The organism is Prosthecobacter sp. (genome assembly GCF_044222345.1).
In the GTDB taxonomy this organism is placed as follows: domain Bacteria; phylum Verrucomicrobiota; class Verrucomicrobiia; order Verrucomicrobiales; family Verrucomicrobiaceae; genus Prosthecobacter.
Genome location: NZ_JBGANL010000050.1, coordinates 1 through 12,747 on the forward strand (window position 1 = coordinate 1; position 12,747 = coordinate 12,747).

Annotated in this window: 10 protein-coding genes; 5 read left to right on the plus strand and 5 right to left on the minus strand. The window is 62.0% G+C overall.

Translation table 11 applies throughout. From position 1 onward, the window contains the following. Positions 1 to 2,967: PSD1 and planctomycete cytochrome C domain-containing protein (locus tag ACILSL_RS21170; RefSeq protein ID WP_395734058.1), on the minus strand; the 2,967-nt coding region annotated here is incomplete at its 3' end. A 77-nt stretch (positions 2,968 to 3,044) separates the two neighbouring features. Continuing rightward, positions 3,045 to 4,229, minus strand: coding sequence for a protein kinase domain-containing protein (locus ACILSL_RS21175; protein ID WP_395734059.1), 1,185 nt, complete (start codon positions 4,227 to 4,229; stop codon positions 3,045 to 3,047). A 100-nt stretch (positions 4,230 to 4,329) separates the two neighbouring features. On the opposite strand from ACILSL_RS21175, the gene proC reads away from it, so the two are divergent. Beyond that, positions 4,330 to 5,133, plus strand: a complete 804-nt coding sequence (gene proC / locus ACILSL_RS21180; RefSeq protein WP_395734060.1) for a pyrroline-5-carboxylate reductase — start codon at positions 4,330 to 4,332, stop codon at positions 5,131 to 5,133. Positions 5,134 to 5,154: 21 nt separating this feature from the next. Here the strand turns inward: proC and ACILSL_RS21185 are convergent, their stop codons facing one another. After that, positions 5,155 to 5,505, minus strand: coding sequence for a hypothetical protein (locus tag ACILSL_RS21185; RefSeq protein WP_395734061.1), 351 nt, complete (start codon positions 5,503 to 5,505; stop codon positions 5,155 to 5,157). 128 nt (positions 5,506 to 5,633) lie between these two features. Then, the gene (locus ACILSL_RS21190; protein ID WP_395734062.1) at positions 5,634 to 7,424 is read right to left on the minus strand and encodes an NADPH-dependent assimilatory sulfite reductase hemoprotein subunit; all 1,791 of its coding nucleotides are present in this window, start codon (positions 7,422 to 7,424) and stop codon (positions 5,634 to 5,636) included. Positions 7,425 to 7,562: 138 nt separating this feature from the next. On the opposite strand from ACILSL_RS21190, the gene ACILSL_RS21195 reads away from it, so the two are divergent. From ACILSL_RS21195 to ACILSL_RS21205, 3 genes are all read left to right on the plus strand, one after another. Next, positions 7,563 to 8,414 (plus strand): hypothetical protein, encoded by an 852-nt coding sequence (locus ACILSL_RS21195; protein ID WP_395734063.1) that lies wholly within the window; start codon positions 7,563 to 7,565, stop codon positions 8,412 to 8,414. 66 nt (positions 8,415 to 8,480) lie between these two features. Continuing rightward, a complete protein-coding gene (locus ACILSL_RS21200) occupies positions 8,481 to 9,053 on the plus strand; it encodes a c-type cytochrome domain-containing protein (protein WP_395734064.1) in 573 nt (190 codons plus the stop codon). 2 nt (positions 9,054 to 9,055) lie between these two features. Further along, positions 9,056 to 10,399: a prenyltransferase/squalene oxidase repeat-containing protein gene (locus tag ACILSL_RS21205; RefSeq protein ID WP_395734065.1), complete on the plus strand. Its 1,344-nt coding sequence runs from the start codon at positions 9,056 to 9,058 to the stop codon at positions 10,397 to 10,399. Positions 10,400 to 10,413: 14 nt separating this feature from the next. Here ACILSL_RS21205 and ACILSL_RS21210 read toward each other — a convergent pair whose 3' ends face one another. After that, entirely contained in the window at positions 10,414 to 11,511 is a 1,098-nt protein-coding gene (locus ACILSL_RS21210; RefSeq protein WP_395734066.1) for a DNA alkylation repair protein, read from the minus strand. 70 nt (positions 11,512 to 11,581) lie between these two features. Between ACILSL_RS21210 and ACILSL_RS21215 the strand changes: the two genes are divergently transcribed. After that, on the plus strand, positions 11,582 to 12,739 hold the full coding sequence (locus ACILSL_RS21215) for a pyridoxal phosphate-dependent aminotransferase (RefSeq protein WP_395734067.1): 1,158 nt from the start codon (positions 11,582 to 11,584) through the stop codon (positions 12,737 to 12,739). Positions 12,740 to 12,747 lie beyond the last annotated feature (8 nt).

Consider the following 12,747-nt stretch of genomic DNA (forward strand, 5'->3'; position numbering starts at 1 on the left):
ATCAAGATTCAGCAGCACGCGGGCCACCAGCGTATGTGAGTCGATCTCACCGGCTTTCGGCTGGTGTCGTTTGAGCATGTCCACCAGCACGCTCGTCTCTTTCTTCGTCGGCTGCCTTCCGGTGCAAAGCTGAAACCCATAGGCGATGTGCGCGGCATCATCGCTGCCGCCCTCCTTCCACATGCGTTCGCCCAGCGCTTTGGCCGCCGCCATGCTCATCGTTTCATTCAGCGTCATCAGCGCCTGCAGCGGCGTGTTGCTCTTCGAGCGGCGGATGCACGCGCTCTCGCCATTGGGCACGTCAAAGGTGCTCAAAAACGGATACGGCGTGCTGCGGCGGCGGAAGACATAGATGCTGCGGCGGAACTGGTTCTCACCTTCATCCACCTTCCATGGGAAGGGCGCATAACTCGCAGGCTTCTCAAACAGATACGCCGGTGCAGGCGGCATGACGGGCCGCCCGCCAATGGCGGGATTGAGCAGACCGCTCGCGGCGAGCTGAATGTCGCGCACCACCTCGCCCTCCACACGGAATCTCGGACCGCGCGCCAGCAGGCGGTTGTACGGGTCACGCTCCAAAAGCCGGGGCGTCACCTTGCTGGACTGCTGATAAGTCTCGCTGCTGGTGATCAGGCGCAGCAGATGCTTCGTGCTCCAGCCATGCTCCATGAAATCAACCGCAAGCCAGTCGAGCAGTGCAGGATGGCTGGGCGGCGCACCCTGCGTCCCGAAGTCCTCCGCCGTCTCCACCAATCCCGTGCCAAAGCAGGCCTGCCACACGCGGTTCACATAAGCACGCGCAGCGGTGGGCGATTTTTTGTCCACCAGCCATTTGGCAAAAGTAAGACGCGAGCCATCCGCATCCTTGGGCAGCGGGTTCAGCACCGCAGGCACCCCTGCCGTGACCCGGTTGTCGGGCTTGAGGAAATCACCGCGCTTCAGCACCGCGGTCATGCGCGGCTCCGCACGCGCGTCCAGCGTCAGAGTGGTGGTTCCTTCAGGGTGCTGCTTCCAGAGCGCTTCGATCTCGTCATTCACCGGCTGCCACTCCGCCACGGTGGTGCGGAAGACGCTGAACTCCGCTTTCTTGCCATACAGCGGATCCGCCGCCGCATCCGGCGCATCCGTGACGCTGATGCGATACCTCCCCAGGTTCATCGTCTGCAGGTCGTCGCTGTTCCAGCCGCCATGCTTCATGCTCAGCGTCACGCTCAGTTCGCTGTCGGCTTTCAGCTCCACGGGCTTCTCCAAAACGAAGACTGCATTGCGCGGCACATTGCGCCGTCCAGGCCCGGCATTGATACCCCAGGCGGTCTCCGCCTTGCCGTCAATCGCATACGCGATGGGGCCCGTGACACGCTTGTCCTTCTTCACATCCTGATCGCGGGCAAAAGGGGCGAGCGGTGTGTTTTCCGGTTCGCCATAGTCGGCGGTGGCTTTGACAAACTTCAACTTCGTCATCTTGCCGTCGATCTTCATTTCCGCGCTGAACTCCGTCAGCGCCGCCGTCCCCTTCTGCGAACGGCCCGGACCATACGCAGGCAGATTGGGGTCATTCATCAACTCCAGTCGAAAGGCGTTGATGGTTCGTGGCGCAGCAGGGTCGCTGGCCTCATGAAATCCCTTCACCGCAAACTTCACATCACTCTTCGTCGGCGCATACCCTTGCGCGAGGATGCTCCCATCCGGCTGACGCAGGGCCTTCTCTCCCCCTGAAGGATCATCCTCAAACGCCAGCGTATGCCACTGCGGTTGCGCGGCTTTCACACCTGCCACCCACGTCTTCATCCGCTGCTGCCAGTCAGGGTGGTCATGCTTCAGCTTGGCTTCCAGTTCAGCCGTGCGCGTCAGCACCTGCGCACGCTGCATCTGCTCGCTGGCGGTGTACACCACGCGCCACGGCTCGTTGTCATTGTTCAGGTAGGCAAACATGCGGTAGTACTCCTCCTGCGAGATGGGGTCGTACTTGTGGTTGTGGCACTGCGTGCAGCCGATCGTGAGCCCGAGGACGCTTTTGCCGATCGTGTCCATGCGGTCAAACATCGACTCCATGCGGAACTGCTCCGGGTCCACGCCACCCTCCTCATTCACCATCGTGTTGCGCAAAAATCCGGTGGCCACGATCTGATCCTGCGTGGCCTGGGGCAGCTCATCACCGGCAAGCTGCTGGATGATGAACTGATCATACGGCAGGTCGCGATTGTAGGAGCTGATCACCCAGTCGCGGTAAAACCAGATGAAGCGCATCGGGTCCTTCTCATAGCCGTTGCTGTCCGCGTAGTGCGCCGCATCCAGCCAGTGCCGCGCCCAGCGCTCGCCAAAGTGCTGGCTGGCCAGCAGGTTGGAGGTCAGCCGTTGCACGCTCCCTGCGCGATCCTTTTCGCAGGCCGTGACAAATCCCGCCGTTTCCTGCGGCGTCGGCGGCAGCCCGGTGAGATCCAGATGCAGGCGGCGCAGCAGCGTTTCTGGAGCTGCGGGTGCCGAGGGCTGCAGGCCTTCTTTAGCTAGGCGCTCGCGGATGAATGCATCGATGGGATGCTTCGCCCCCGCAGGCACAGGTGGCTTCACCGGCGGCTTGAAGGCCCAGTGGTCGGTTTTCCGCTCAAGGCTCACACTGGCGCTGTCCGGCCACACCGCCCCCTCATCGATCCACTCCTTCAGCTTGCCGATCTCCTCAACGCTCAGCGGATCACCCTTGCGCGGCATGCGCATTTTCGGATTCGTGCCCAGCACCGCGTGCATCAGGCGGCTGTCATCCGCTTTGCCGGGCACAATCGCCACACCAAAGTCACCGCCCTTCAGCGCGCTCGGTTTGTGGTCCAGCCGAAAGGCCGCCTCCTGCTTGTGCCCGCCATGGCACTTGTAGCAGTGCTCGCTGAAGATCGGCTGGATGTCCCGAACGAAATCCACCGCCGCAGAGGCAGGTGCGGTGAGGAGCAGCAGGAGAAGGGCAGGGGAGCTTTTCACGAGAGGAGTACGCACATCCTGCATGCGAAATCACCGCCTGCCGCATGGAGAATGCTGTCGGGCAGGAGCCCTGACACTCAGCGAAGATCGGCGCTTGTCTTGGCTGGTACAGTATTCGTGGCGGCCGCCTGCTGGCTGACTGTCGTGATTGATGCGGAGGCGACAGCAGGAATTTTTTCGCTGCTCATGGCGGCGGGCGGGTAAAGGACAGGGATGAATTTCTGCATGACGGACCACACGAAAAATCCGATCACGCTCAGCGCGGCGATCTTGAGCAGCGCGGTGGCCAGGGCACGGCTGCGGGACGGTTTTTTGGGGACGGCTGCCAGGGGCAGAGTAGCGGCAGCAGGCGCTGACGCAGCTTTGGTCAATACCGGCCGGGATTTCAGCGCCTTGGAGCCGAGCTGTGTGGTCTTGGCACCCGGTGCCATCACGGGGGGCTGCTTGGCCTGGTAGGAGCTGCCGGCAGGCATGCTCTGCATCAGCACTTTCAGCGCCTGTGACACCGACTTTGGGCGTTGCTGTGGCAGCACGCTCAGCAGCCAGGCCAGCCAGTCGCGCAGCGGCTGGTCGAGGTCCGGCCGCAGATGATCCAGCAATTCGCAGGCGTCAAAGGCCTGCCAGTCCTGCTGGATTTCCTCTGCCGTTGTCCCTAGTGTCGGGGAGGTGTTTGTAGCGATGCAGAACAGGCTGCCTGCGGCCGTGAACAGATCGCTCTGCATCGTTGGTGGGCCGCCCGCGTGCAGCTCGGGTGCACGAAACCACAGCGTTTCCGGCGGTTGTTTCTCTCGGGCTAAAGAGAGGCCCCAGTCCTGCACTTGGAGAAACAAACCGCCGCTCGGATGGTCGGCGATGATGAGATTGCTCGGCTTTGGATCGCCGTGCGGCTGGCGCAGGTTTTCACCCACCTGCAGCGCATGCATGAGCTGCACCGCCAGCATTCTCACATCACTGGGTGAAGGTCTGTGCTCTGCATCAAAGGCCCGGCCGTTCATTCCGGGCGTGAATTCAGACACGAAGGCAAGCTCATCCTCCATGGGCAGCAGTGTGATGAGGCGCGCAATGTGCGGATGCCGCATCTGCATGAGCGAGGGCGCCAGCTGCTGGACACGGTCACGATCCAGCGGACACACGGTTTCGTCATCCTGCAGCACGGCTTTGATCAGCACTTTTCGTCCCGTCGCTGTCTCCACTCCCCGATAGACTTTGGCGGAGGGCCCTGCGGCGAGGATCTTTTCCGGCTGAAACTGGTCACAGTGCATTTGTAGCGGTTATTTTTAGTATCATCGCAAAATCCGGGGGCCAAACGCAAGACAAGATTGGCGTACTTGCACGCCGCCACATCTGCCCCAAAGTCGTCCCATGATGAAACTCGGACTCATTGGCTGTGGAAAAATGGGCGGCGCACTCCTGCGCGGCGTGGAGCAGGCGCTTGGCAAAACCAGCCTGAATGTGGCGCTCAGCGATGTGATGCCCGAAGCCGTGAACTCCCTGCGCAAATGCCTCGCCTGCAAGACCATCACCGGCACTCCGGCGGAAGTCGCTGCAGCATCAGACGTCATCATTCTCGCCGTCAAACCCGGGGACATGAAAGCGCTGTGCGAATCCCTCTCCCAGGTCAAAGGCTCCCGCCTCTACCTCAGCATCGCCGCCGGAGTCTCCCTGGCCAATCTCGAAACCTGGCTCGGTACCAGGCAGCGCGTGATCCGCAGCATGCCCAACACCCCCGCCCTCGTCGGCAAAGGGGCCGCAGCTTTCTCACGCGGCAGCAAGGCAAACGCCAAGGACGCCGCCCTCGCCTCCAGGATCCTCGGCGCCGTCGGCACCGCCGATGAAGTCTCCGAAAAGCTCCTTGATGCCGTCACCGGCCTCTCCGGCAGCGGCCCCGCCTACGTTTACACCGTCATCGAAGCCCTCGCCGACGGCGGCGTCCTCATGGGCTTGCCCCGTGCCGCCGCCCTGCGCCTCGCCGCCCAAACCGTCGCCGGTGCCGCCGAAATGGTCCTTACCACCGGTAAACACCCCGCCTCCCTCCGCGATGAAGTCACCAGCCCCGGTGGCACCACCATCGCCGGACTCGAAAAACTCGAGCAGCACGGCCTCCGCAACGCCATGATCCAAGCTGTCCGTGCCGCCACGGAGAAGAGCAAAGCGTTGGGCGCGTGATCTACGCCAATGGGCGTCAGCTTAGAGCGTAAATCCAGTTTTGTAGGTGTAGCCAATGAAGGCGAGCGCTGCGCCCACGATGGCAGCGATCAGCACCACCAGCGGCGCGGCGATCACCCGGCGCTTCGCCAGCACCGGCAGGAATCCCAGCACCAGCCACAGGCCGATCTTGATCCAGGCCCACACCGGCATCGTACCCATGATGCCCAGCTTCGCCAGCATCCCAAAGCCTGAGACAAGGCTGATCACCAGACCGATGCCATGCCACATCATGGCCTTCTTGGCACCTTCACTGGAGAACAGGCCGCCAAAGCCGATGAAAACAAGGATCAGGCCGATGAGATGCAGGTAATGATAAAACGGGAGAGACATAGCCGGAGTCTGTGGCCCAGAGAAACGCCTCACACAAGTACGGGGATGTTCAGATTTCCGGATCTCTGAACACAAAAAAGGCGGTCCGCTCATCACGGACCGCCTCAGAAATGACGCTTTTGGGAGGATCAGCCCTCTTCCGCAGCCTTGGCACCCGCCAGCTTCGCAGCGCGCTCAGCCAGCTCAATGTGGAACTGCTCCGGCGTCGGCGCTTCACCCGTGGTGCGGGTGCGGGCAAACCAATCGGCGAAGATTTCGCCGTCCTTGCGCTCGGCCTTGAAGGCCTCCAGGAAGCCACGCACCTTGGCAGGAACGTCTTCGCCAAGCACGGTCTTGAACTCCAAGCCCGCGAGGCGATTGCCGCGAATGCTGCCACCCACAAACATGGCGTACTTGTTCGGCGAGCGACCCACAAAGCCGAAGTCGGCGTTATAGGGGCGGCCGCAGCCGTTCGGGCAGCCCGTCATGCGGAACAGGATCGGCTCGTCTTCGAGGCCCAGTTCACGCAGCGCCTCGTCGATCTTGTCCATGAATCCCGGCAGCACACGCTCGGATTCGCTCAGTGCCAGACCGCAGGTCGGCAGGGCCACGCAGGCGTGGGCCACCTTGCGGGCGCGGGTCATGCCATCGGCATGCACGACACCATGCTTCGCCAGGATGGCATCCACGGCGTCCTTCTGCTCAGGCGCCACGTCCGCAATGATCATGTTCGTGTTCGGCGTCACGATCAGTGGCAGGTCCAGCGTCTTGCACAGGTCCACGAAAGCACTGCGGTAGTGCGGGCCGTTTTCACGGTCCACAATGCGGCCCATGCTCACATGCACGGCGCAGTAGAGCTTGCCGTCGCCCTGCTCGTGCCAGCCGAGCTTGTCTTCCACGCTGTCAAAGTTGAGCTCTTTCGGCGGGAACGTCTCGATGCCCGGCAGGCGGCGCACCACTTCGGCGCGGAAGCCGTCCAGACCCATCGTCTGCACGGTGTACTTGAGGCGGGCGTTCTTGCGCTCCGTGCGGTTGCCGTGGTCACGCTGGGTGGTGACGATGGCCTCGATGGCATCCACCACGTTCGCACGCTTCGCATACAGCAGCGGCTGGCCCAGGAAGGGGCGGGTGGTCAGCTGGCCGTGGCTCATGCCAAAGCCGCCGCCCACCGTGATCGTGTAGCCTTCGACGGCACCGTCCACCACGTGCGGCACCAAGCCCACGTCCTGGGAGAAGATGTCCGCGTCGTTGCAGGGCTGGATGGCCACGCCGATCTTGAATTTACGCGGCAGATAGACCTTCCCGTAGATCGGGTCGTCACCTTCCGGGGCCTTCGTCGCCTCACGCACGGCAGGATTCACCTCCGGGTCGTGGATCCAGTTGGGCTCCAGCTTCTCGCCGTCCAGCCAGATGTCGGCATACGCGCTGGAGCGCCACAGGAAGCGCTGGCTGATTTCTTCCGTAAGCTTCTGAGTATCAGCGTGTACGGCGTCCTTGATCGGTGCCGCAGGCCCCATCGTGTTGCGCACCACGTCACCGCAGGCACCCATGGTGCTGAGGCCGCTGTGGCACACATTGGAAATGACCTCTTTCAGTCCACCTTTGAGCACGCCATGGAGCTGGATGCCCTGGCGGTTGGTCAGGCGCATGTTGCCGAATGCCTTCGTGCACAGATCGTCATGGATCATCCACTGCTTCGCGGTGATGCGGCCGCCGGGCATCTTGCTGCGGATCATGAAGCTCCAGGCTTTGTCCAGCTTGGCCTTGGTGCGTTCGGCGCGCACATCGCGGTCATCCTGCTGGTAGGAACCGTGGTGCTTGAGCAGGATGTTGGAGTCCTCCGGGATGTTCGGGGTGCTGGTATCAGCGAAATTCTCGGCCAGCTGGCCACGGAGGCCGGCTGAGGCGAGTTTAAGGTCTTCGACGGAGGCTTTGCTCATAAATGGAGGATTTGGGGGGCTGGCAGTTTCGGCTAGGATGGCTTGAATGCAAGTGCTTGAGGCCTGGGCGTCATTCTGAAAATCTTGGCAGGGGATGCGTGACAATCTTGCACGGACAGGGTTACACTCTCCTTGGAAATGAGCAGGCACCCCATACGCACTCTTTCAGTGACAGCCGCCGCGCTGTTGCTGCTGGGCGGCTGTGTCAAAAAAAGCGAGTATGATGTCCTGCAGATCGAGAATCAGGCCCTGCAGACCCGTGTCGATGAGACCAACCATCTCCTTGAGCAATCACAAGCAGATTTGTCCGCGCTGCAGATACAGATGCAGCAATTTGCGGCAGTACAGACCCAGCTGCAAAAGACTCAGCAGGAGCTCACCCAGTCGCAGGCTCAATTCAAGGCCTTGAAAGCCCAGTTCGACCATTTCCGCACCCAGCGCCGCAGCGCCATGGTGGGCAGGAAATTTCCCGTACTGAATCTCGATGACGGCAAAGTCCTGCGCGAGGCGGAGATCACCGCCGTCACCGCCGAGGATCTCTCCATCCGGCACGCCGATGGCCTGGCCAGAGTCGCCTTCGCGAAAACCACCCCGGACCTGCGCTGGGAGGCCTGCTATGATCCGCAGGAGGCCAGGGAAAAGTCACGCGAGGCCATGCTGGCCAAAGTCCGCGAGCAGGGCGGTCTCCCCCAGACTGCCGTCCCGGCTCCACCATCAGGCCCGCCGGCCAGCAACGTGGTGGATGTCCTGCGCGCGCAGCTTGCTGCCCAGCGTCAGGCCTTGAACACAGACTACCAGGCGCTCGCCGCCAAAAATTCCGCCGCCCTGCGCGGCGTGGCGTGGAATTACTCCCAGCCCGAGGCCAGTCCCTTGCTCAATTCCCTCTCCGGCAGCCGTGCCATCCTCGGCGTCAGCCGCCTGCAATCCCAGCGCAGCGCCATCCTGGCCACCCTGCAGCAGCTTCGCCAGCTCGACCCCGCCGCTCGCTGAACGCACGGAATCCATAAATTAATCTAGGCAAACCGCCCGTTTGATCGTTCCATGTCGCACTCAACCATGAAATTCAGCCTTCTCTTCGCTCTTGTCCTGACCACCACCGCTGCTTCTGCGGTCGATTACAAAACGCAGATCGCCCCCATCTTCCGCACCAAGTGCTACGCCTGCCACAGCACCACGAAGAAGGTCAAAGGCAAGCTCGCCCTCGATGACGACAAGCTGCCCGAGCAGATCGGCGCCGGCAAAAACATCATCCCCGGCGAGGCCATGAAGAGCACGATGTTCATCAACTGCACACTGCCAGATGACGATGCCGACGTGATGCCTCCGGAAGGCAAGAACAAGCTCACCGCTGCCGAACTCGACCTCTTCAAAGCATGGATCACCGAAGGCGCCAGCCTCACCGGGGGTGGCGCTGCCCCTGCCGCCTCACCCGCTGCCGCCATGCCCGTCGCTGCCGGCGGCGCACTGAAATGGACCAACACCGAAGGCAAAACCATCGAGGCCGAATTCATGGGACTGCAAGGCGACAGCGTCCTTCTCAAAATTCCCTCCACCGGAACCACCCACATTCTGCCATTGAGCAAACTCTCTCCCGAAAGCCAGGCCCAGGCCAAAGCCGCGGTGAAATGACGATGAAGCGCGCACGTGCCATCGCAGCGTTCAGCCTGTTGTTGTTCAGCAGCGCCGCGGTGGCGGAGATGCGTGTCTGGACGAATACCAGCGGCCAGCTCATCGAGGCCGAGCTTGTTGGCGTGAACGCCGCCAAGCGTGCCGTCAATGTCCGCCTGAAAAACGGCGCGGAATTCGAGATCGCCATCGACACTCTCAGCCCGCCTGACAAGGCCTACGCCAAAGAGCACTGGCAGGCGCTGCAGAATGCTCCGGCGAGCGCCGCCCCAGGTGGAATCACGGAAGCTTCTCTCAAAAACCTTCCCGAATCATTCCACCCTCGTTTCACTCCCGCAACTCGTCTGGAGGCCATCCGCCGGGGTGGCGGTACTCCAGAGATCGAGGCCGCAGTGGCAGCTTCCCTGGATCTGTTTAAAACCAGCCAGAACCCCGACGGCTCCTGGGGCCGCGCTAACAAAGGCGCGATGACCGGCTTTGTGCTCCAGTGTTTCCTCGGCCATGGCGAGACACCGGATTCTCCCGAGTATGGAGACGCCATCGTGAAGGGACTTCTTTACTTGATCGAGCTCGGCAGGAAGAACCCGCATGGCATTTTTTCCGAAAGGTGGGTGGGAAACGGCGGCGGTGCTGGAACTTATGAGCACGCCATTGCCACCACCGCAGTCTGCGAGGCTTATCTCTTGGCCCGCCTAAACTCTAGGAGTCTTCCGGGGCTCCGTGAGAGCTTTGAAACCGCCATCAAGACGATCATCAGCCAGCAGACGAGCAAGGGGTCCTGGGCTTATGGCGGCGAGACGATCGTGTACAATCCAGGTGGTGGCTCCGACCTTTCATTGGCCAACTGGCATTTCCAGGCGCTCAACGTCGCCAGGGCCACCGGCTTGAAAATCGACGGCCTCGAGTCCTGCATCAAAAAAGCGCTGTCTTACATCGACTCTGTTCAAACCAAGGACGGCGGATTCGGCGGTGCCAGCCGCGAAGCTCACTACAACCAGTGGAGCCTCAGTGGTGGCGCCACGGCAGGCCACTTCATGCTGACTGGGAAAAGCACACCTGCGGCTAAAAAGGGCGTCAAATTCATCTCCGGCTTCCTCCAGGCCGAGCCACCGGACTGGGACAAAAACTGCAATCTCTACTGCTGGCATGGCTACAGCAATGCGCTCTTCCTCAACGGCGGGGCGGAGTGGACGACCTTCGCCACCCAGGTCATGCCGCAAATCCTCGCTGCCCAGCAGCCGGACGGCTCCTTCAAACGCGGCCGTCCCAACTGGCCTGCAGGGGATGCCGCAGATGCCACCTATCGTCAGGCGCTCTGCACCTTGATCCTCGAAACCTTTTACCGCTGAGCCCGCGGCACGGCTCACGCTAGGACAAACACCGTCTCCGCCACCCGCTGCCCGTTCACCTGCAGCTCCACGCGGTGCCTGCCTGCGTAATGTTTACGCGTGGTAAAATCACGCACCACCTGCGATTTGACGAGCTCGATTTCAGCATGCGCCGGCAGGTCGATCTCCGTCCACTTAAACACCTTCTCCGCGCTCCCTCCGCTCGCTTTGACATAATGCACCACGTAGTCGATCGCGAGGCGCTGCGCACGGCCAGAGGTGGAAGTCAGCGCAGCCGTCAACGTGAGCCGCTGCCCCAGTTCCAGGCGTGATGGAGAAGCTTCCAGCTTCGCCGTGACCTCCGCCTTCTTGCCAAAGCCAAACAGCTTCAGCGCCCCCGGATGCCCGCGTTTGATCAGCGTGCGGCACGCATGCTTGGCGATCCACCGCAGGTGCTCCCTTTGCAGGTCCCACGCCTCCAGCCGCTGCAAAACAGAGTCATGATGATCCTTCGTGATGTCGTTGAGATGATTCGCCACCGAACGGCGCACAAACAGGGACTCATCATCCTTCAGCGCCTCCAGGATCTTCGCCGTCGGCTCGGGGTCGCGCACCAGCGCCTGCAGTCGCATGCCCCAGGGCAGGCGCGGCCGTGATCCCTCGCTGGCCAGACGGCGCACCTTCTCATCCGGGTCGGCAGTCCACGCGTGCATCATTTGCAAAGCACGTTTTTGATCCGCCAGAATGAACGGTCGCACCGCAAACTCCGCCGAGCCAAAGACTGTGAAAAACTTCAGCGCCTCCATCGAAAAATCGAAATCATCCAGGCCGTACGTCGCCACGAAATCGCCCAGGAAAATGGTCACAAACTCATGCCCGATGCGCGGCGCCAGCTTTTGCAGCACCCGCACCTTCTGCTGATACGTTCCCGGCAGCGCCACCTCCACGGCCACCGCGCACTGATGCACGCGCTGCATCAGGCTGCGCTCCTCCAGCCCATCCAGCACCGACTTCATGAAATCATCGCTGCGAAACTTCGGCGCGATGCTGGCCAGTTCCTTGGCGATGCCCCGATAGCGGGTGGCATCAAACCAGTCTTTAAGTTGGGGCGGAGGGGAAGGTTCAGGAGGCATGATCAGCGGCGCAGCATGTGGGGCAGATTGGTTGGTTGCACGTTCGCGGCTTCTCGCCCAAATCGCAAGGATGCCTGCAACTTCCCGCCGCCTCCACGCCTTCACCGAATCCGTCATTCGCTCCATGACGCGCCTCTCCAATCAGCATGGCGCGATCAATCTCTCCCAGGGCTTTCCCGACTTCAATCCGCCGGAGGAACTGCTCACCGCGCTCGAGCGCGCCACCCGTGGCCCCTTCCATCAATACGCCGTCACCTGGGGCGCGCCGCGCTTCCGCCAGGCCCTCGCCAGAAAGATCACTCATTTCTCCGGCACCCCGGTGGATCCGGATCAAAACCTCGTCGTCACCTGCGGCAGCACGGAGGCCATGATGTGCGCCATGATGACCTGCTGCGAGCCCGGAGACAAAGTCATCGTCTTCTCACCCTTCTACGAAAACTACGCCGCAGACGCCATCCTCTCCGGGGCCGAGCCCATCTACGTCCCGCTGCGTCCACCCCAGTTCGGCTTTGATCCCGATGAACTCGCGCGCGCCTTTGCTCAGGGGGCCAAGGCCATCATCGTCTGCAATCCCTCCAACCCTACCGGCAAGGTCTTCACCCGTGCCGAGCTGCAACTCATCCTCGATCTCGCCGAAAAGCACGATGCCTTCGTCATCACCGACGAGCCCTACGAGCATATCGTCTACGCACCGCACGAGCACGTCTACATGCACTCGCTCCCCGGCGCATCGGAGCGCGTCATTGTGTGCAATTCACTCTCCAAAACCTATTCCATCACCGGCTGGCGTCTCGGCTACGTGCAGGCCGCCCCGCACATCATCGCCCAGGCGCGCAAAGTACACGACTTCCTCACCGTCGGTGCCGCCGCACCCCTTCAAGAGGCCGCCGTCGCCGGTTTGGAACTGCCTGACAGCTACTACCACGGCCTGCGCGATCTCTACACCGAGAAGCGAGACGTCTTCCTCAATCACCTCCGCGCCACCGGCCTCCCATTCACCGAACCCCACGGCGCTTACTACGTCCTCATGGACATCTCCTCCCTCGGCTTCCCCACCGACACCGAAGCCGCCGAATGGTTCGTCAAAGAAATCGGCGTCGCCGGCGTCCCCGGCTCCAGCTTCTTCCGCGAACCCGAACACCGCTTCATCCGCTTCCACTACGCCAAGCAGCTCGAGACGCTCAACGCGGCAGGGGAGAAACTGCTGAGGGTGAGGCAGGGAAGGTGACTCTGGTG